General features: G+C 38.0%; 22 protein-coding genes, 1 tRNA gene and 1 other annotated feature. All 23 genes read right to left on the bottom strand.

Translation table 11 applies throughout. The features are described 5' to 3' along the window. Window positions 1-28: 28 nt before the first annotated feature. Window positions 29-856 carry a hypothetical protein gene (locus QKW49_RS24610; protein ID WP_282865278.1) on the bottom strand — a complete coding sequence of 276 codons (828 nt, stop codon included), beginning with the start codon at window positions 854-856 and terminating at the stop codon, window positions 29-31. A gap of 31 nt (window positions 857-887) precedes the next feature. Further along, window positions 888-1,334 (bottom strand): flagellar export protein FliJ, encoded by a 447-nt coding sequence (fliJ, locus tag QKW49_RS24605; RefSeq protein ID WP_282865277.1) that lies wholly within the window; start codon window positions 1,332-1,334, stop codon window positions 888-890. A 14-nt stretch (window positions 1,335-1,348) separates the two neighbouring features. Continuing rightward, window positions 1,349-2,662, bottom strand: coding sequence for a flagellar protein export ATPase FliI (gene fliI / locus QKW49_RS24600; RefSeq protein WP_282865276.1), 1,314 nt, complete (start codon window positions 2,660-2,662; stop codon window positions 1,349-1,351). 13 nt (window positions 2,663-2,675) lie between these two features. Beyond that, window positions 2,676-3,416: a FliH/SctL family protein gene (locus tag QKW49_RS24595; RefSeq protein ID WP_282865275.1), complete on the bottom strand. Its 741-nt coding sequence runs from the start codon at window positions 3,414-3,416 to the stop codon at window positions 2,676-2,678. Next, the gene (fliG, locus tag QKW49_RS24590) at window positions 3,409-4,425 is read right to left on the bottom strand and encodes a flagellar motor switch protein FliG (protein WP_282865274.1); all 1,017 of its coding nucleotides are present in this window, start codon (window positions 4,423-4,425) and stop codon (window positions 3,409-3,411) included. Before fliG ends, QKW49_RS24595 begins: the two co-directional genes overlap by 8 nt. Before the next feature lie 200 nt (window positions 4,426-4,625). Further along, entirely contained in the window at window positions 4,626-6,176 is a 1,551-nt protein-coding gene (gene fliF / locus QKW49_RS24585) for a flagellar basal-body MS-ring/collar protein FliF (RefSeq protein ID WP_282865270.1), read from the bottom strand. Between the two features lie 64 nt (window positions 6,177-6,240). Next, window positions 6,241-6,537, bottom strand: coding sequence for a flagellar hook-basal body complex protein FliE (fliE, locus tag QKW49_RS24580; RefSeq protein ID WP_282865269.1), 297 nt, complete (start codon window positions 6,535-6,537; stop codon window positions 6,241-6,243). A 272-nt stretch (window positions 6,538-6,809) separates the two neighbouring features. Further along, on the bottom strand, window positions 6,810-7,253 hold the full coding sequence (gene flgC, locus QKW49_RS24575; RefSeq protein ID WP_282865268.1) for a flagellar basal body rod protein FlgC: 444 nt from the start codon (window positions 7,251-7,253) through the stop codon (window positions 6,810-6,812). Between the two features lie 5 nt (window positions 7,254-7,258). After that, window positions 7,259-7,669: a flagellar basal body rod protein FlgB gene (flgB, locus tag QKW49_RS24570; RefSeq protein ID WP_282865267.1), complete on the bottom strand. Its 411-nt coding sequence runs from the start codon at window positions 7,667-7,669 to the stop codon at window positions 7,259-7,261. Between the two features lie 345 nt (window positions 7,670-8,014). Continuing rightward, a complete protein-coding gene (gene trmFO / locus QKW49_RS24565) occupies window positions 8,015-9,325 on the bottom strand; it encodes a methylenetetrahydrofolate--tRNA-(uracil(54)-C(5))-methyltransferase (FADH(2)-oxidizing) TrmFO (RefSeq protein WP_282865266.1) in 1,311 nt (436 codons plus the stop codon). Then, entirely contained in the window at window positions 9,322-11,406 is a 2,085-nt protein-coding gene (topA, locus tag QKW49_RS24560; RefSeq protein WP_282865265.1) for a type I DNA topoisomerase, read from the bottom strand. The genes trmFO and topA overlap by 4 nt, the downstream gene beginning before the upstream one ends. A 42-nt stretch (window positions 11,407-11,448) precedes the next feature. Beyond that, window positions 11,449-12,552, bottom strand: coding sequence for a DNA-processing protein DprA (dprA, locus tag QKW49_RS24555; RefSeq protein WP_282865264.1), 1,104 nt, complete (start codon window positions 12,550-12,552; stop codon window positions 11,449-11,451). A gap of 279 nt (window positions 12,553-12,831) precedes the next feature. Further along, window positions 12,832-13,638, bottom strand: coding sequence for an RNA methyltransferase (locus QKW49_RS24550; RefSeq protein WP_282865263.1), 807 nt, complete (start codon window positions 13,636-13,638; stop codon window positions 12,832-12,834). A gap of 20 nt (window positions 13,639-13,658) precedes the next feature. After that, window positions 13,659-14,306 (bottom strand): TrkA family potassium uptake protein, encoded by a 648-nt coding sequence (locus tag QKW49_RS24545; RefSeq protein ID WP_282865262.1) that lies wholly within the window; start codon window positions 14,304-14,306, stop codon window positions 13,659-13,661. Between the two features lie 13 nt (window positions 14,307-14,319). After that, on the bottom strand, window positions 14,320-15,693 hold the full coding sequence (locus QKW49_RS24540) for a TrkH family potassium uptake protein (protein WP_282865261.1): 1,374 nt from the start codon (window positions 15,691-15,693) through the stop codon (window positions 14,320-14,322). A gap of 372 nt (window positions 15,694-16,065) precedes the next feature. Continuing rightward, a complete protein-coding gene (gene rplT, locus QKW49_RS24535) occupies window positions 16,066-16,419 on the bottom strand; it encodes a 50S ribosomal protein L20 (protein WP_282865260.1) in 354 nt (117 codons plus the stop codon). 26 nt (window positions 16,420-16,445) lie between these two features. Beyond that, window positions 16,446-16,643 (bottom strand): 50S ribosomal protein L35, encoded by a 198-nt coding sequence (gene rpmI, locus QKW49_RS24530; protein WP_282865259.1) that lies wholly within the window; start codon window positions 16,641-16,643, stop codon window positions 16,446-16,448. Between the two features lie 109 nt (window positions 16,644-16,752). After that, on the bottom strand, window positions 16,753-17,250 hold the full coding sequence (gene infC / locus QKW49_RS24525; protein ID WP_282865258.1) for a translation initiation factor IF-3: 498 nt from the start codon (window positions 17,248-17,250) through the stop codon (window positions 16,753-16,755). Between the two features lie 36 nt (window positions 17,251-17,286). Continuing rightward, window positions 17,287-17,420 (bottom strand) — a sequence feature (ribosomal protein L20 leader region). A 205-nt stretch (window positions 17,421-17,625) separates the two neighbouring features. Continuing rightward, entirely contained in the window at window positions 17,626-18,129 is a 504-nt protein-coding gene (locus QKW49_RS24520) for a carbohydrate-binding protein (protein ID WP_282865257.1), read from the bottom strand. Between the two features lie 69 nt (window positions 18,130-18,198). Beyond that, window positions 18,199-18,996, bottom strand: coding sequence for a glutamate racemase (gene murI / locus QKW49_RS24515; RefSeq protein ID WP_282865256.1), 798 nt, complete (start codon window positions 18,994-18,996; stop codon window positions 18,199-18,201). A gap of 80 nt (window positions 18,997-19,076) precedes the next feature. Next, window positions 19,077-19,153: transfer RNA gene (locus tag QKW49_RS24510), tRNA-Val, on the bottom strand. 128 nt (window positions 19,154-19,281) lie between these two features. Then, window positions 19,282-19,812, bottom strand: coding sequence for an ECF transporter S component (locus QKW49_RS24505; RefSeq protein ID WP_282865255.1), 531 nt, complete (start codon window positions 19,810-19,812; stop codon window positions 19,282-19,284). A 76-nt stretch (window positions 19,813-19,888) separates the two neighbouring features. Then, window positions 19,889-21,013, bottom strand: coding sequence for an RNA-binding domain-containing protein (locus QKW49_RS24500; RefSeq protein WP_282865254.1), 1,125 nt, complete (start codon window positions 21,011-21,013; stop codon window positions 19,889-19,891). Between the last annotated feature and the right edge of the window lie 60 nt (window positions 21,014-21,073).

The raw sequence follows: 21,073 nt of genomic DNA, 5'->3' as shown, positions 1-21,073 counted from the left end.
TTCAGCGTATGCATTCAATTTATTTCTCTTAATCTTTAGGTAAGCCTATAGGGTACTCTTTTGATAATATATCACCCACTTTAGCTGCATTACCTGTATCCATTGATGCTAATATTTCAGCTGCCTGCTCCTTATTCATGTATTTAAAAATTTTCACAATCAGATCCATTTTTGATGCGACCATCTCATCAAAGATCTTGGCAGCATTTTCTGCATCCATATTTTCATAGAATGAAACATATTCCTTGGTCTCTTTATCAGCTTTTTCAGCCTGTAAAATCTCTTCATACAGTTGCTGTGCCGTTTCCTTATCGATTAGTTCAAAATAAGCCTTGAAATCTGCCTTCTTCGCATCGGCAATATCCTCGGAAAACTTTTTTCTATCGGACTCTAACTGCTGCTTTTCCTGCAGCAAAGCTTCTCGGTCTTCTTCTACCTTGTTTTGGTCATCTTGAAACTGCTGATAATTATTTTTGATATTGGATAACATATCTAATTCATTACGAAGACTGTTTACTTCCAAACTAAGCTGTTCATATTTATCCTTATATGTTAAATAGTTCGTTGTTAGTTCTTCTTTGTTCATAAATTTAGGATCGTTGGGATCCGGTTTTTCCGGCAGTATTTTTTGTACATACGGGAGATCTTCCAATAAAGGCCTCATCTTCTGCCCTAATCCTCTTACATCAAATTTAATAATTAAAACAGGAAGGCTCAGCAGCAAAACAATAATAACCGCCAGCAGTATTTTCATCATCAGCCCTTCCAGGCTGTTTGACGCATTTTTTTTACTTTCTTTGTCCTCATTGGCAGCAGATACATCATTAGCATTTCCTGCCTTTCTCGGTGCCGGCATTCAATTCCTCCCTTTCCTACAGATGGTTAAATTATGCTAACCCAGTTATATATTTATAACTGACCACCTCATCAACTCTTTTTTCTTCTTCTTTGAGTTCATTATATTTATGCTCTTGCATTTTTTTATCTTTCAAAGTTTCAAGCATTTTCTTCTCTTTCGCAACACTAACCAGCTTCTCTCTATGTATATCGACATTCATTGAAGCTCTGTTAACGCTTTCATACTGGGAATTCAATTGAATATTCATGGCGTTGAGATAGCGGCTGTACTGTATTAAACGCTGAACGTCCAATCCTTCTTTGCTTTCCTGCACCACTCTTCTGTAACAACTGTCTCTCCCATGAACGATATCCTGTAGTTTCTGCTGTTCTTTATTAAGAACTTGAATATTACTCGCAAGTTCATTTTTAGCTTTATCTTCCATTTGTTTCTTAACATTTAATATTGTTTGAAGACGATAATTAAATCTAGCCATCAAATGTACTCCTATCACTCAAAAATACTCTTCATTTGCTCCATTATGTCGTCAAAACTAAAATTTTCATGCACATCCTGAGTTAGGAATGCATAAACGGAGCCAATGGTATCTATCGCATAGTCAATATCAGCATTACTTCCCTTGACATAGGCTCCGATATTGATCAAATCTTCTGCCTCTTTATATATCGCCATGACTCTCTTTACCTTGTTGGCTAATTGCTTATGCTCATCCGAAACAATATCTCCCATGACCCTGCTGATACTTGCCAGCACATCTATCGCAGGATAGTGGTTTTTATTCGCTAGACTTCTGGACAGTACAATATGTCCATCCAAAATCCCTCTCGCAGTATCCGTAACCGGTTCACTCATATCATCCCCGTCTACCAAAACTGTATATAATGCGGTGATAGACCCGGCTTCCGCACAACCGGCACGTTCCAGCAGCTTTGGCATTAAAGCGAAAACCGATGGTGTATATCCTCTGGACACAGGCGGCTCGCCTATAGCTAAACCTATCTCTCTTTGCGCCATAGCAAAACGAGTCAGAGAATCCATAAGCAATAATACATCTTTCCCTTGATCCCTAAAATATTCAGATATCGCAGTCGCAAGCAATGCACCTTTCAACCTGACCAAAGCCGGCTGGTCCGAAGTCGCGACAATAATTACCGAGCGCTCAAGCCCTTCCACCTGAAGATCTTTTTCAATAAACTCCCTGACCTCTCTGCCACGTTCTCCAATCAATGCGATAACATTCACATCGGCATGGGAGTTTCTTGCAAGCATACCCATTAAAGTACTTTTTCCCACACCGCTTCCCGCAAAGATCCCAATCCTTTGACCTTTACCAATTGTAAGCAGCCCATCAATCACCTTGACGCCTAAAGATAAAGCTTGTGATATTCTTTCTCTGGTCAATGGAGCAGGTGGTGTATTGTTAACAGGATAAACTCCTTCATATTCCAACGGCCCTTTTCCATCGATAGGGTTTCCTAAACCATCCAGCACCCTGCCTACTAACCTTTCTCCAACAGCAACACTCAAAATGTGTCCGGCCGCTTCCACGGTACTCCCTGGACCTATTCCTACCGCATCACCAAGCGGCATCAGAAGGACCCGATCATTTTTAAATCCCACCACCTCTGCCATCATTGTTTCTTGTCCGGCACCAGGTTTAATATAGCATAACTCACCAACACTCACAGCCGGACCAACCGACTCAATGGTAAGCCCTACAACCTGTGAAACTTTGCCTTTATAACTGACGAAGCAGCGGTCATTCAATATATCGCGGTATTTATCTAAATTAATGGTAACCATATATTCACACTTTCTATTGATTCAACATACTGTAAAATGCTTGCTCTATTGCATTTAGCTGCGTTTCTACACTTGAATCAATGCTTCCCGCCGGTGTCTCTACAATACAGCCACCTTTGTGAAGTGATAAATCTTTCTTAATTTGAAGCTCTCCTGAGAACCCACTCAATTTAATGATATTTTCCTTGTGTTCAACTACAGTCTCATAGTCTTCCGGAGATATTCTCAGCACAACTGTTTCATAGCCTTTACATCTGAGTAAAGCTTTTTTTGTCAAAGAATGAATGGTGTCCGGTTTAGTGTCTAAAGCGTCACCTATTACCTTTTTGGCAATATTGAAAATAATATCTACCATATCTTTCTCAGCAGACTCCAAGAGTGCAATATATTGCTCCTGCGCTTGTTGTTTAATTTTTTCAGATTCTTGGAGCAGATCTTCTGCTTTAGAAGTTATCTCTTGATATCCATCATTGTATCCTTGCTCTCTCGCTTCATCCAATGCGAGCAATCTCATTTCTTCCGCCTGTTTCCTGGCATCCTCTAATAGCTTTTTAGACATTTTACGGGCATTATCCACTATTTCTTCAGCCTCACGGTGCGCATCTTCTATAATACGAATTTTTTCTTCATGCGCATCAAGCTCTTCCGCAAGCTGAGGCTGTTCCTTCTCGTTTGTTTCATCAGCTTCAACAGACTGTACAATTCTAAAAGGTACTCCAACATTTATCTGAAAAGCTTTAACAACATTAGACAATGATTTCATCCCCTCCGCCTCTGGAAATTACAATTTCACCGGCATCTTCAAGCTTTCTAATGACATTCACAATGTTCTGCTGCGCTTCCTCAACATCACGTAATCTTACAGGGCCCATAAATTCCATATCTTCTCTGATCATTTCTACCAAACGCTTGGACATATTGGAGAAGATAATATTTTGCACTTCCTCATTGGATCCTTTAAGCGCCATAGCAAGCTGATTGTTGTCCACTTCTCTAAGGAATCTTTGGATAGATCTGCTATCAAGTGTAACAATATCATCAAATACAAACATTCTCTTTTTGATTTCTTCTGCTAAATCGGTATCTTCAATTTCAAGGGTTTCAATAATATGTTTTTCTGTTCCTCTATCCACTGAATTTAATATGTCTACAATGGATTGAATTCCACCTGCAGTAGTATAATCCTCCGTAACAAGTGAAGAAAGCTTCTTCTCTAGAATTTTTTCAACTTCTTTTATAATTTCAGGCGAGGTCCGGTCCATTGTAGCAATCCTTCTTGCAACATCAGCCTGTTTATCCTGCGGTAACGCGGAAAGTACTGCTGATGCTTGATTCGGCCTGAGATATGCAAGGATTAATGCAATTGTCTGAGGATGCTCTCCTTGAATAAAATTTAAAAGCTGACCTGGATCAGTTTTTCTAACAAAATCAAATGGCCTTACTTGCAGTGATACGGTTAATCTATTAATCACTTCAAGTGCTTTCTGTGAGCCCAACGCCTTTTCGAGTATGTCTTTAGCATAATTGATACCGCCTTCAGCAATATATTCCTGTGCAAGACAAATCTGATAAAACTCTTCCAATACTTTTTCCTTATCCATCGGACTAACAGTTCTGATATTCGCAATTTCCAGCGTAAGCTGTTCAATCTCTTCTTCTTTTAAATGTTTAAATATTTGAGCTGACTTCTCCGGTCCAAGCGAAATGAGAAGCATTGCCGCCTTTTCTCTCCCGGTAAGTTCTGTTTTGACACCGCGGGCCATCCGGTTTCACCCCTATCTATATTAAGGCATTTAATTATTCATTTCTATATATATCACACTTAAAAAAGTGCTTGATTGGTCAGTCGCAAAGCATGGGGACGGAAAAACCTTCCCCATGTCTCATTTCTTCTGTTCCTGACCGTAAGATACTTGTGCTATTTATATAATTATTCATTATTCACTATTAATTGCAGTTAATGTTAGTCCCAATCTTCTGCCAACCAGTTGCGGAGCAATTGAGCAACCGCATCGGGCTTTTCCTTTACAAACTTGTCCAACTGCTTTTTCACTTCCGATTTCTCTTCCATATCAATGTCGGGCAGCATTTCCTCATCGCCTACAGCAACATTAAATCTTGCAGCTGCTGTTTGAAGTTCAGGCTCCGGTTCTTTTTCAGCTCTCATTCTGAAAATCATTAGAACCAATAATCCTATAATGATCAACACTAGTACAATCGGTCCAAAAGTATTCACTGCCTCAGCGATATCCAAAGCAGGTTTTTCTTCTGTGACAGACGGCATATCAAGCACTTCTACCGTTACCTTCTCAACCGGGATCCCTGTAGCTGATGCAATAATTTCCTTTACCTTATTTACATCTACTTGTGCCGATGCTACATTGGTATTGTCACCTGCCGGGGAAGTCTGACCATTCCTCGTAAACATGGCTACCGCAATAGATGAATTCTCTTTATTCATTTTTCCAATTTCTTTAGAAGACTGTGTTACCGTTCTATTGATCTCATAATTGACGGTTTCCTCACTAAGCTTGTACTCTCCGTTTTCTCCGGCCACCGCATTGGGATACTGGGGCGGATTGGCTTCTGCGCCAGGTACAGCACCGGCCACACCATTAACAACACTTTCTTTTTTTTCTTCACTGCTCCTGATAATCCCTTTACCATCTATTACCGGCTCAAAGATTTCTTTATTGGTAGTCAATGTATCGAAATCCAGTTCCAAACTGGCCATTACCCTAACATTATCTGCAAGTCCCGATAGAAGTTGCGCCACCTGTTGTTCTACATTTTTTGTTACCATCTGCCTTAATGCATACTGTCTGTCGGCACTTCCTGTAATACCGTCATCATAGTCTTCATTCAGTATATTTCCGTTGTTATCCAGTACCGTAACATCCTTAACCTCAAGATTCTCCACACTGCCTGCAATAAATCTTTGGATACCGTTGATTTGTTTGCTGTTAAGTTCGTCATAGGCGTCAATGATAATACTGGCTTTAGATGGGTCCGTTTTTGCATTGAAGAATGCAGTTTGCTCAGGAATAGTCAGCTTTACTATCGCATTCTTGATATTATCCATTTCAGATAACGCTCTTTCCAGCTCACTTTCCTTAAAAAGCTGGTATCTTTTTCTTCTTTCCGCATCGGTTGTGCCTAAGCTGGTGCTATTTAAATCTTCGTAAGTCATCCCTTTTCTAGGATAACCTACCTCTGCTAACGATACTTTGGCTTTATTAATGTCTTGCTTCTTAACCAATATGGTAGTGCCGTCATCTTCCAATCTATAACCTATATTCAATTTTTCCAACTGCTTACTGATCTCGCTTGTATCTTTAGGGTCAATATGTGAAAACAAAGGTTGATACTGTGGTCTGCTAACCATGAAAACAGCTATAATTACACTCAAAAATGCTACTACCGTAGTAATAATCAGCTTGTTCCTATTGCTTTTATCTAAATTGCCCCAAAAATCCCTAAACTGCTGCGGGATTTTAGTTATGAACTCCGGCATATCTGCACCTCAATTTTCTATAATCATATCCGGTATTTATATAATGATTGCAAAATAATTAAAATTATAATGGCATACGCATAATTTCATTATATGCATCCATAATTTTATTACGAACCTGTATGGTAAACTGCAGTGCAACTTCCGCTTTCTCCGAATCTATCATCACTTGGTGAAGATTTTCAGCTTTCCCCGCAGCTAATAGCTGATTTGATTTAATAGCATTCTGTTGAAGACCATTTACTTGGTTGATAGCATTTTCTAAGAACTCCGAAAAGCTTGTGTCCTTCTTGGACGGCGTATCTGATATGGTTGTATCAATTGTAATAGGTTGAATACTATTAATGCCGTTTATTTTCATAAAAACCTCCTAATATCACTAAATTCATGATGTTATACTCTTTACGCTATGGAGACGGTTCTCCTGTCACCCAAAATCGTTGTGACATTAAAACCGTCCCCATGTCACATTTTTTCTTCTACGCCTGACTGTAATGTATTTAGTGTTATTTAACAGCATTCTAAATCTACGGTTTTGCATTGCATCTCTATTATTAATGTTCTCTTGCAATAGAACCATACTCCTGATCTAGTGCATCTGTCAACTGTGAACCGTAAACCGTGAACTATTCATCATTTCCCTATCTCCAGTGCTTTCAATGCCATACTTTTTGTTGAATTAATCGCAGCTACATTTGCTTCATAAGAGCGGGTAGTAGAAATCATATTTACCATTTCGGTCATCACATCTACATTAGGCATCAAAACATATCCATTCTCATCCGCATCAGGATGACCCGGGTTATGTACTCTTTTAAACGGTGCGGTATCCTCAATAATACGGCTTACCCTAACCCCGCCTAAACCGGTCCGCGCTTTACTGCTTTCGGACAGATATTGCGAAAAAGACGCAGTTCCTTCTCTCTGCTCAAATACTGCAAGCTTTTTTCGATAAGGTGTACCATTCTCTGTTCTGGTTGTATCGGCATTCGCGATATTTTGAGAAATCAAATCCATTCTCAGTCTTTGTGCTGTTAAGCCACTGGAACTTATATCTAAACCTCTAAGAAAAGACATTATCATCAACCTCCACTTCTCATAGCAGATTTCATACCGTTGAATTGTTTTGATAGCTGTTGAATAGCAGCGTTATAATAGATATTATTTTTGGATAGTAGTGCCATCTCAGCATCTATATCCACGTTATTTCCGTCCATCCGCATCTCATTCACACCAGAATCCTGCTGCATTTTTATTTTGACATCCTGAATAGGCTGTCTACCGATAGCAATATGTTTTTCATGGGTTTTATATCCTTGAAAGCTTCTATTTTCAATCGCCTCAGCTAAAAAGTTTTCAAAATCCACCTTTTGCCGCTTATACCCTGGAGTGTCAACATTCGACAAATTATCTGCTATCGCCTCATTTCTAAGCCATGAAGCATCCAAGGCTTTTTCTAGAACTGCAGTACTATTGAATAATTTAATACTCATAATAACACCCTCAATAACAAATATTTTATTTATAATCATTAATAAGCTACTTATAAAAATATAATGCATAGAATATAATAACATAAACTTACCCAAATTTATATATTCGACAAAAACTTTTATTTTCCTGCATAAAAACACACATTTCCCCCATAAAGTTATGGTATAAATTCCATTAATTACATGATACATAAATTTTTTGTCGTTGTAAAGAAAATTCATGTTAATAATAATAGTCTTTATTTCTTATACCTTTTAGGACTACAGTACTATTATAATCATTTTGATCAACAAAAAAAGAACATCCTCAAGATGGATGTTCGCAATATTTACTCCTATTTATGATTATTCATTATTCTCATCATTCGCTATAGCTTCAATAATGCTTATTGCTCTTTGCGCAATCTTCGTATTCTTTTCCTTCTTATTTCTTATTCTTTCATTCAAAGACGCAATTAATCCAAAATTAATATTCATTGGTTGAAAGCTGCTGATACTTGAATCCGATATATAATGGCTTAATCCGCCATGGGCCGTTTCTTTCGGAAAAATAAGCATTTCCTTCCCATATAGCAATCTAGCCATATTGATTCCGGCCACCAAGCCGGATGAAGCTGACTCTATATATCCCTCTACACCGGTGATTTGACCGGCAAAAAACACTTTTTTGTTCTTATTGGTTTGATATGCTGCATTTAATAGCCTAGGCGAGTTGATAAACGTATTCCTGTGCATCACCCCATATCTCATAAATTCCGCATTTTCCAATCCCGGGATCATTTGAAATACCCTTTTCTGTTCCCCCCATTTCAAATGGGTCTGAAAGCCTACAATATTATATAACGTCGCTTCATTATTATCCTGTCTCAGCTGTATAACCGCATACGGCTCCTGTCCGGTTTTAGGATCAACTAAACCTACCGGTTTTAAAGGTCCAAACAATAACGTTTGCTTTCCTCTTTTGGCCATTGTCTCTACCGGCATGCAGCCTTCAAAAACAATTTCTTTTTCAAAACATTTTAATTCTGCTATTTCCCCATTCACCAGTTCATTCCAAAAACGTTCATATTCTTGCTGATTCATAGGACAGTTAATATAATCATCATCACCTTTTCCATAACGGGAGGCTTTATATACTTTGTCTTTATCTATGGATTCATAGGTAACAATAGGTGCTGCCGCATCATAGAAGTATAGATAATCATCTCCCACAAAAGCATTGATGGTTTGTGAAAGTGTTTCCGAGGTCAAAGGCCCTGAAGCAATAATTACATATTCATCTTGAGGAATCTCTTTTATCTCTTCATGGATCACTTCAATTCGTTCATTGGATGTGACTTTTTCTGTTACCATCCGTGAAAATTTATTTCTATCTACTGCTAACGCTCCTCCTGCAGGAACTCTGGTAGCGTCAGCACACGCCATAATCAACGAACCCATAATTCTCATTTCCTGCTTCAGCAAGCCAACCGCATTCTCCAATTGATCTGAGCGCAAAGAGTTGCTGCAAACCAATTCAGCAAGATCCGGAGAATGATGGGCATCAGAGTATTTTTCAGGCTTCATTTCGTAGAGCTTTACCGAAATCCCTCTTTTAGCCAACTGCCATGCTGCTTCACATCCTGCCAAACCCCCACCAATTATGGTGACCGTCATTTATCCATACTCCTTTCATATTCACAATTTTTATTAGTACAGTGAATAACCTGCTTCTTTTTAGATACTTTTTTTACTAGCAATCCGTCACATTGCGGGCAAGATTCTTTTATAGGCTCATCCCAAGTCATAAACTCACATTTGGGATTGTGCTCGCATCCAAAATACTTTCTGCCTTTTCTGGTCTTCTTAATATATACCTTGCCGCCGCAGACCGGACAGTTCACGCCGGCTTCTTCTAAAATAGGTTTGGCGTTTCTACATTCCGGAAATCCCGGACACGCCAAAAACTTTCCATACCTGCCGTGTTTGATGACCATATTTCTTCCGCATTTTTCACATTTTTCTTCAGTAACTTCATCCTGAATTTCTATATCACCGATTTCTTCTTCCGCTTCTTTTAAAGTTTCTTCAAAAGGAGTATAGAATTGTTTGAGTACTTCTACCCACTCTTTCTGCCCTTCTTCTACTTCATCCAACTGCTGTTCCATATTCGCGGTAAATTCTACATCTACGATATCTTTAAAATGCTCTTTCATAATATCCGTAATAATCGTACCTAATTCGGTCGGTTTTAATTGCCTTTTTTCCCGCTCAATATAGCCTCTCGCTAAAATAGTAGTAATGGTTGGCGCGTAAGTACTCGGCCGTCCAATCCCTTTTTCCTCTAATGCTTTAATTAATGTCGCCTCGGTATATCGTGGAGGCGGCTGTGTAAAATGCTGTTTTGGATCCAGTTTTTTCAGGTTCAGCTTCTGCCCCTCAACAAGTTCAGGCAGCAATCCTTCCTCTTCATCTCCCTCATCATCCTTACCTTCAACATATAAGATCATGAATCCTTGGAACTTGATCCTTGAGCCATTTGCCTTAAAGATATATTGATCTGCTTCTATATCGATACTTAAAGTATCATATACTGCCGATTTCATCTGACTCGCAACATAACGTTCCCAAATAAGTTTATAAAGCTTATACTGGTCCGGTTTAAGGGATTCTTTGATCACCAAAGGCTCTAAAAGCACATCTGTAGGTCGAATCGCTTCATGTGCATCTTGAGAACCTTTCTTAGTTTTATATTGTCTTGCATTTTGAGGTACATATTCCTGTCCATATTTATCTTTGATATAGTCCCGTGCCGAATTTTGTGCTTCGGCGGCAATACGGGTGGAATCGGTTCTCATATAGGTAATTAACCCTATAGTTCCCTTTCCTTTGATCTCAATCCCCTCATAAAGCTGTTGTGCTGCCATCATAGTTCTTTTGGCCGTAAAACCCAGCTTTCTCGAAGCTTCCTGCTGCAGTGTGCTGGTAATAAAAGGCGGCGCGGGCGTTCGTTTCCTTTCTCCTTTTTTTACTTGACTCACAATATATGAAGCTTTCTTAATAAGCGCTAAGATCTTCTCTACTTCTTCTTTGTTATTCAGTTCAATTTTTCCTTGCTTTGACCCATAGAATTTTGCTTCAAAAGTTTCCCTTGATTTATCACCCTGCATCTTGGCAGCGATACTCCAATACTCCTTAGGAACAAAAATATTTATTTCTTCCTCGCGGTCACATATTAAACGCGTTGCAACCGATTGAACCCTCCCGGCACTCAATCCCTTTCTAACCTTTTTCCACAAGAGAGGGCTAATCTTATATCCCACTATTCTATCTAAGATTCTACGTGCCTGCTGCGCATTTACCAGCTTGTCATCAATTACCCGAGGTATCTTTATCGCATTTTGTACTGCCGACTTTGTTATTTCATTAAATACTATCCTGCACTTCTGATTTTCTTTTATATCAAGTGCTTTAGCAAGATGCCACGAAATCGCTTCTCCTTCGCGGTCAGGGTCGGTAGCAAGATATACTTTATCCGAGCCTTTCGCTTCCTTTTTTAATTCACTTAAAAGGTCACCTTTTCCTCGTATGGTAATGTATTTCGGCTCAAAATCATGCTCTATATCTACTCCCATCTGGCTCTTAGGCAAATCACGCAAGTGCCCCATAGAAGCAAGAACTTTATAATTTCTTCCTAAATATTTCTTTATCGTTTTCGCTTTTGCAGGAGATTCTACAATAACAAGATAGCCTGACATTTTTCTCCTCCCTTATAATAAGTAGTATTTATCTATCTATAATTAACCAGCAGTTACAAAATGCTTTCCGGCAATTTGCCGAATTAGCCCTTTCATTTCCAATAATGTAAGAATACAATTGATTTTTTGAACACTATATCCTATACTTCCGCATAATTCATCTATATGTACCGGAGTACTGGATAAATGACTATAAACTATTTTTTCTTCATCTGTAATGTCTAAATACACAGGGTCATTTATTTGTTTTATATCCTTAGTATTACATAATTGATAATTATTAATCTGCAGTTCTTCCAATATATCTTCAATACATGTAACCATTTTCGCACCTTGCTTTATTAAATTATTTGTACCTATGCTATAATGAGTATCTATATTACCAGGTACTGCAAAAACATCTCTGCCTTGTTCCAGCGCAAAATCTACAGTAATAAGTGATCCGCTTCTCTCCCCAGCTTCTACTACGATGGTTCCTAATGTCATACCGCTAATGATGCGGTTACGGGCAGGAAAATTATTCTGAATAGGAGCGGTTGCCGGCGGGTATTCAGATATTACAGCACCGTTTTTTATGATATAATTCATAAGCTCCGCATTTTCCTTTGGATATACGACATCAACACCACACCCAAGAACAGCCGCAGTCTTTCCTCCTGCTTTTAAGGCTCCCCTGTGAGAAGATGTATCTATCCCTCTTGCCATGCCGCTGACAATACATATCCCTCTTTCAGCAAGTGAAGAGGCAATTTTTTCAGCTGCATTTCTTCCATAGTTGGAAGCTTTTCGTGCACCAACCATTGCAATAGATATATTATTTTCACCAGGCAGTCGTCCTCTGACATACAGTACGCATGGGGGATCATAAATCTTTTTCAGCATCCGCGGGTACCCGGAGTCATTCATGCTAATGATATTAATATTCAGTCTTTGAGTATCATAGAGAACTTTTTTAGCTGTGTCAAGGTCTTTGTTTAATAATCTCTCAATATCTTGCTTACCAATCCCCTGTATTGATTCCAGCTCTTTTTTACCTGCACGCCAAACCATTTCCGGTTTTTGAAAAATTCTTAACAGTTTTGCAGCTTTAACACTGCCAATACCGTTAATACCGGTTAACCACAACCAATATACGATGTCCTCCATGATGCACCCCCAAAAACAGCACTACAACAGTCATATTACTATAGATAAAAAACTTTAAAGCTAGAAGTAATCTTACCGGAATGCCACATGGGGACGGTTCCTCAGTAGCATGAAAAGTATATGCCACAGACGAACCGTCCCCATGTAGCATTCCTTCACTGTACATTGTACATTATTAATTATTGACTTATATTCTACACTACTATAAAAAATCCTCCCTGTAAAGGATTTTTTATACATTCACATTCACTGCAAATATATAAATCCTACAGGAAGGATTTAGTCTATACGCTGTCGAACAACTTCATACATAAGTATCGCAGCCGCTACAGCCGCATTTAAAGACTCCGCATTTCCGGTAATCGGAATCTTCACCAAATAATCTGAAAGCTTCACGACTTCATCTGAAATTCCATTTCCCTCATTACCTATAACAATCATAATACCCTTTTTCATATTTGTATCAAAATGATAGGTACTTGCAGAAAGATGCCCCGAAATAATGTGTATTCCTTTTTTTTTCACATGATGCATCATCTGCGCAGTATCCTCAGCTTTAATGATAGGTACATGAAACATAGACCCCATGGTAGAGCGTACGGTTTTAGGATTATAGATGTCCACACATCCCTTAGATAGAATAACGACGTCTGCTCCTGCCGCATCTGCAGTTCGGATAATAGTTCCCATATTCCCGGGATCTTGCACACCATCACAAAAAACATAGAACGGTGCATTTTTATTCCCCGAGAGATGATCAACCGAGTATTGTTTTATAGATACTACACCTAATATTCCCTGCGGCGTTTCGGTATGTGAGATATCCTTAAACATTTGATCGGTAAATTTATATACATCAATATGACGGCTTAAAAACCATTCTATCATGTCTGCATTTTGCCTATCCTGCGAGAAGCTGTCACTGACCGCTGCCATTTTAAAACATGCCGACGAATGGATAGCGTCTTTGATTATTTTGATACCTTCAATGATAAATTGATTATTTTTCTCTCTGTGACTCCTAATACCCAAAGATTTGATATGTTTATAAATCTTGTTGCTTTTGCTGGTAATTTCGATAAGCATACAGATTATCCTTCTCCCTGTTATTTTTTGTCCAAATTATTCAAATCTTCATTGGACCCAATCACCACAAGAATATCATCCTTCCTTATAGCATCTTCAGCTCTAGGAGCAATGTTTATTTCAGAGTCTTTTTTGATTGCCATGATATTAATTCCGTATTTGGCCCGAACATCCAGTTCTTTTAATGTCTTACCTTCCCATTTTTCCGGCACGGTTATTTCAACAATACTGTAATCAGGTGATAATTCTATATAGTCTAAAATATTTGTAGAAACCAAGTTATAAGCTACTCTTATGCCCATATCTCTTTCAGGAAAGATAACCCTGTCCGCACCAACTCGGCTTAATACTTTTGCGTGAAGTTCATTCTGCGATTTCGCCAGAATATACTTTACACCTAATTCTTTTAGTAAAAGGGTAACAAGAATACTGGATTCCATGTTTCCGCCAATTGCAACAATCGCTACATCAAAATTTCTGATTCCCAACGATTTTAGAACATGCTCATCGGTAACATCCCCCACTACAGCATGTGTAACCCATTCCGACATATTCTGAATAATTTCTTCATTGTGATCTATCGCCAAAACTTCATAGCCTGATTCGTACAACGTTTTGGCAACACTCTCACCAAATCTGCCAATTCCCAACACAACAAATGAACGCATTCCTAGTTCCTCCTTATCCAACCATCACTTTATCTTCCGGATATTTGTATTTCGCATTTGATTTATGCATTTTAATGGTAAGCGCTAACGCCATGGTCAGCACTCCTACCCTGCCCAAAAACATAGTAATAATAATCGCAACCTTACTCACAATGCTTAATGAAGGTGTGATCCCTAAAGATAATCCTACTGTTCCAAATGCAGATACCGATTCAAAAAAAGCTTCAATAAAAGTAACCTGCTCAAAAATGGTTAAAATAGTCGTAGTAATAACAACTATACATAACCCGATCACTACAATTGCAAGCGCCCTAAGAACAATCTCAACATTTAACCTTTTCTTAAACAAATTGATATCTTCCGATCCCTTAATCACCGACAGCACAGCGAAAAACAGTACCCCTATCGTTGCCGTTTTGATTCCTCCTGCTGTGGAACCAGGTGACCCTCCGATAAACATAAAAATAAGAGTCATAAACTTAGAAGCATTTGTTAAGTCCGGAAGCGATAAAGTATTAAATCCGGCTGTTCTAGGTGTAACCGACTGAAACATTGCCGCCAGGATTTTCCCCTTTCCGGTCAATGGCTGCAGGGTTTTGGGGTTATTTATTTCAAGTATAAAGAATATTATAAAACCCGCTGCCAACAACACTGCAGTAACCAGCAAAACGAGCTTCGTATGTAATTTTAACTCTCTAAAATGCTTAACCTTGTAGATATCATCCCATACTGCAAATCCCAACCCTCCGATAATAATTAAAGACATGATCACCAGATTGACAATCGTATCTTCTGTATACATGGTTAAGCTGCTATATTGGACTCTCTCTCCCATTAAATCAAATCCCGCATTACAAAACGCGGAAATGGCGTGAAAAACACCTTTATAAATACCATCAGCAACACCGAAATCTCCTATAAATTTGATGGACAATATTATCGCACCGATACCTTCAAACAATAACGTCCCCAATAGAATCTGTTTGGTAAGCCTGACCATACCTTCCAAACTATATTGATTAAGTGATTCTGCGATCAATATTCTTTCTTTAAGGCTGATTCTGCGGCCTAGTGCCAAAGAAAACAGCGTAGCCATTGTCATAAATCCCAGCCCGCCTATTTGAATAAGAAAAAGGATTACGATTTGTCCAAAGGTTGTCCATTGCGTATAGGTATCCGCCACAACCAGTCCTGTCACGCATACCGCAGAAGTAGCAGTAAATAATGCATTAATATACCCTATATTTTCTCCACCTTTTGATGCGATTGGAAGATTCAATAAAATACTCCCTACAAAAATCATTACGGCAAATCCTAATGAAATCAGCTGTGTCGGTGTAAAGTTCAATATTCGCTTTATAAATCCCCGTTGTCTCTTTGTCGTCATATTCATCGTCCTCTTTGCTTAGGAATGACAGAATAATAATTTCTCAATTTTCAAGCGGTTATTTTTCCGTCATTCCTTACACAATATATTCTAAGTTAACAGTTTGTGTCAATTCACCTATAGCTAGTACAAGCTAAAAGGATAACACTATTACGTCAGTTGATATCCCATATAGCTAAGCTGGCACAACGCGTTAATCTAAAAATGATCATAAAACTAACATATAGCTATTGTGAAAATTCAAATAGACCCGTCTCCGGGTCTATCTTATTTATGCTCATATCTTATTAAAAATATTATAACGAGGCCAAAAGATATCCTCCGCCTCGTTGAAACGGTGTGTTGTAATTGCTAGTGCAATTACTTCTGTTGTTATACGCTCGCTTTTGCTTTTTCTACCAATTGAGCGAATGCCGGCTGGTCATTAACAGCTAATTCAGCAAGCATCTTTCTATTCACTTGTACACCGGCCTTTTTTAAGCCATTCATAAATTTGCTGTAAGACAACCCATTCATTCTTGTAGCAGCATTTATTCTGGAAATCCATAACTTTCTAAAATCTCTCTTCTTTCTTTTTCTGCCAATATATGCGTAAACAAGAGATTTCATTACCGCCTGATTGGCAGTCCTGAAAAGTTTGCTTTTTGCACCTCTATATCCTTTTGCAAGCTTTAATATCTTCTTACGTCTTTTTCTTGTATGCATTGCGCCTTTTACTCTAGCCATTGACTAAATCCTCCTCCGAATCCTTCTTATTTATAAGGTATCAACTTCTTAACTACTGCTTCATTCGCAGAGCTAGCATACCCTGTTTTTCTCAGATTTCTTTTTCTCTTAGTAGATTTTTTTGTTAAAATGTGGCTTTTGTATGCTTTTGACCTTTTTACTTTACCGGATTTGGTAAGACTAAATCTTTTCGCAGCCCCTCTATGGGTTTTAATTTTGGGCATCTACGTACACTCCTCTCAAATTTGAAAAAATAAACTTTGTATTTTATTTAAAGTCCTACTATTATTTTAAAATATACACTATTATTAAGTTAGTAAGACATTTATAACATTATGATTGCTTGGGAGCAATAAACATCGCCATATTTTTACCTTCAAGCTTAGGTCTTTTTTCTACGGTACCCAATTCACTGATACGGTCTGCAAAACGCTGCAACAGCGTCTCACCTAAAGAAGAATGATGAACTTCTCTACCTCTAAAACGAACAGTAACTTTAACCTTGTCTCCGGATTTTAAGAATTTAATTGCATTGTTAACTTTTGTATTAAAATCATGTTCGTCAATAGAAGGTGAAATTCGAACCTCTTTAATACTTACAACATGTTGATTCTTTTTAGCTTCTTTTTCTTTCTTAGCCAATTCAAACTTATACTTTCCATAATCCATCACTCTACATACAGGCGGATTTGCCTGAGGAGCAATTTTAACCAAGTCCATATTTTTTGAATTCGCTAACCTCTGTGCTTCTTTTGCAGACATAATCCCCAATTGAGACCCATCGGAATCAATAAGGCGAATTTCCTTGTCCCTTATTTCCTCATTAATCATTAATTCCTTGCTAATAGTAGAGCACCTCCTAAAAATTTTATAACAAAAAAGCGGATAGAAAAAATCCATCCACTTATATACACTAGTAAATTCTATAATAATAGACTATAGTTATTAACCTTACCGATAAATACCGTAAGGTGAGAAGCGGATGACTTCTTCTTTATTTTTATCAGATATAACTTTACCATTATATTATCCTAATGTCAAGGAATTTGTGAAAAATGTTATTCCAATCCTGAAATTGGGGAGTATGGAGTGGTTAGTGGGGAGAAGAAAAACGAGAACAGAACTAAAATCTATTCCCGTTTTACACTTTTTTCGATTCATAGAATGAATAATACTCTGAAAAGATATTCAGGATCATTCATTCGGTCAGCTCCATTTTTCAGAAGTGGGATCTTTACCACTATGGGCAGCAGGATAAAAATTATTTTCAAAACAATAGTTCATACCCGAGTTATTATCCCAATTCCCGATATTATCTTTAAAAGCAATATTGATGTTACCTTCCCGTTTTACAGGAAGTATTAATTCAAATGCCTGAGGGTTCACTTTATGCAAAGGATAATAATCTACATCTTCCCACTTCAAGTTGTTACCATATCCCACAGCTGCATATACTTCTTGGGCTCCGCTTTTTATAAGCAGACCATCATAAATAATTCTCACTGCATAGATGTCGCTTTTTAATTGGACACCATAATTAGAATAAGAATTATAGGATTTGATTGGCTCAATATCATAAATCTCTGTTGAATACTCCTCTTTAAATGCGTCCATCTCTGATGATCCTAGATGTAAAATCTCTGTGTTCTGCTGCTGCACGACTTCCTCTATATCTCTTCTAGCCCCAAATAGAAAGTCAAAAAACCCCATGATTTTACCTCCTATTAACTCTTATCAATAATCAGTTTGCGCATTATCCACGTAAATTATATTGAGAATTTAAGCTAATTTAATCTCCATATCAATATTCTTGAGTATTTTAAATAAATTGTAATATTTAACAATATCTGCTTCATATTCAATTTTGCATCCGGAACGATAGAATTCAATCTGACCGTTACCCATTCCAACATTCTCTATATCTTGCAGCCTTTTCCGTAGATGGTTCACCGTTCCGGCATTTCCATCGATAACATCTATTCCTTCAGGAATATTTTTCTTTAGAATATTTTTAAAAAAAGGGAAGTGTGTACATCCTAAAACGATGGTTCCATACTCATTCATATCAAACACAGATATTTTTTTCTTTACACAAGATAAAACCATATCGCTATTAAATTCAAAGTTTTCAGCAAAATCTACCAATTCCGGAAATGGCAGATAATCAACAATATGATTATTATCCACTTCTTTCACTAAATTTTTAAACTTTTCTTCCTGAAGTGTCAATTCCGTCGCCAGTACCAAGACTCTTTTCCGGCTGTCTTCATTTCTTTTAACAGCCGGTTTTACAGCCGGTTCCATTCCTATGATAGGAAACCGATACATGCTTCTGAGTTCTTTTACGGTGACACTGGTAGCTGTATTACATGCAATCACCAGCGCTTTTACTCCTCTTTCAGCAATAAATTCTACCGCTTCAAATACATAGTGTCTCACTTTATCTTTCGTCTTACTGCCATAAGGTACATTTTTAGTATCTGCGTAATATATATAGTTTTCATTAGGAAGTATCTTCAAAGCTTCATATAAAACCGTAATACCTCCGATACCTGAATCAAAAAAACCTATGCACAACTCAATCCCTCCTCGAGCATCACTTATCCATAAGTAGGAAAAAGGCCATACTTGAATATCTCAAGCATGACCCCTTTAGCTGGTGGGTGATATTGGACTCGAACCAACGACCCCTTGCATGTCAAGCAAGTACTCTAACCAGCTGAGCTAATCACCCATATTATAGAGCATAGTCATTATACAACAATTTTACCCTTACGTCAATAAATATTTTATATCTATCTAGCGGGGAGTGAGGAGTAGGGAGTCTTTGTGCTCTCCTCACTCCCCACTTAAATACCCCTCTTATTGCCCGAATGATTGACTTTTCAAAGCGCTCTTCAGAGCTTTTAAAACAACCACAGCTACTGCACCACCTATCAGCGCAGTAACTAACTGCGGCCAACTGAAGGTCGCAACGATCTTTGCCGGAATTTTGACATTAAATAATTGTAATGACATTTGAATTGCGACAACGAAAAAGACGAACTTTGCAAATGCACCTGCAATCACAGCAGCCAGTTGATTCTTTTTTTTCAGCAAGTCATACACCGCTACAATGGCCGCATTTCCCAATGCAACGATAGGTATTAACACGGGCAGCGGCAACTGTCCCTGAAAAAAAGCCACTACAGGAGCAACTATACTGATCAGTAATCCCGCATAAAGGTTCAACATTCCTACCGATACAAGCAAAGCGGCATTCACCAGTGAACCTATAATAAATTGCGAATGTGGCCCTACACCTACAACAACTCTAAGATTTTGAAATACGATTGTTACAGCAAGGAGCATGGCCGTTCTTGTAAGCCATTCTACTTTTTTATTATCCATCATACATATTCCCCCTAAATTTTCAACTGATAATATTTTAACAATATTTTATATTACATTTACCCATTTAGCAATAGTTCTAAACATCTTGTTTTACTATAAATCCCGGTAATATTAATTTAAAAAGATTTTTTGTACCGAGATTAATAAATTTAACATCTTCTCGTCCCTCAAAGTGCTCTCTAATCCGGTTGATTCCCAGTCCGTATTTTAGGAATCTTTTTTTCTTATCAAACATCAATAACCGCTGATATAGCCAAGGATTTCTGCGTTTCGGGTTGTTGTCTTTATGAATCTTATAAATTCTATTTCCTGAAATCAAAGCACCCGGATTAATAATTTCTAGATATTTTGAAGAAACATCAATAATGATGCCTCCGGAAATATCTAAATAATCCCTATGTACCACGGCATTTGCTACTGCTTCATTAATAGCTTCCAGCGGATAGTATTCATCACAGCATATTTCCTTAAAAAATGCCTCAATATCATCTAATATCTTTAGCGCATTTCCAGTAAACCATTTCACTTTTCCATTATACAGCACTTTAATATATACGTGGGACAAAAATAGATACGGATCCTTGCCGAAAATGAGCAATCCACCGATGGTAGGATGATATTCTCCACTGTCTATATCGTTTCCGATAATCCCCAAACCCTCCAATAACATCATATCGTATGGAATATAACTTTTTATCAGCTCCTCATCCAGCTGATTCAACGGAACATTGGGAAGCAGTACTTTTTCATAGCTAAACAAACCATTCTCTTGAAGCATACTGGCAATCTCTTCTCTGCGGGCAATATCCGTGGTAGAGCCCCTCCTGATATAAAATGCTCCGTTTTGAAGCATTTGATGCGGTTTCTGACTGCTTTTGTAAATCGTCAGAACTCCTATTTGTTTTTGCTGATATTCCATTAAATCCACACGTATAGGCACCGGAGGATTACACCTGTTATAGATAACTTGTTGGATCTGCTCTTCTATCAAATCATCCGAACTGATCCCCAGTACTTCTTTTGTCTTATCTCCAATCCCATAAATAATATAGCCTCTGCCACCGGGAGAATTGGCCAGTGCAATCACATCCTTGGCAAGCTCCTTTTTCTCACTTTCGGTAGCTAGGTGTAAAGTCGCTTTAAAATCCAGCTTAGGTCCTTCGTCTTGTCTTAGAAGATAACTTAATTTATTGGCATCCAAATGTTTGCACTCCTTTGCCTGTTTCCCTTTTATTAAATTATATATCAACAGCTTCCAAAT

Source organism: Petroclostridium sp. X23 (assembly GCF_030013905.1).
Taxonomy (GTDB): Bacteria; Bacillota; Clostridia; order SK-Y3; family SK-Y3; genus X23.
The sequence above is the reverse complement of the archived record's forward strand: the minus strand, read 5'-3'. Positions and strand labels throughout refer to the sequence as shown.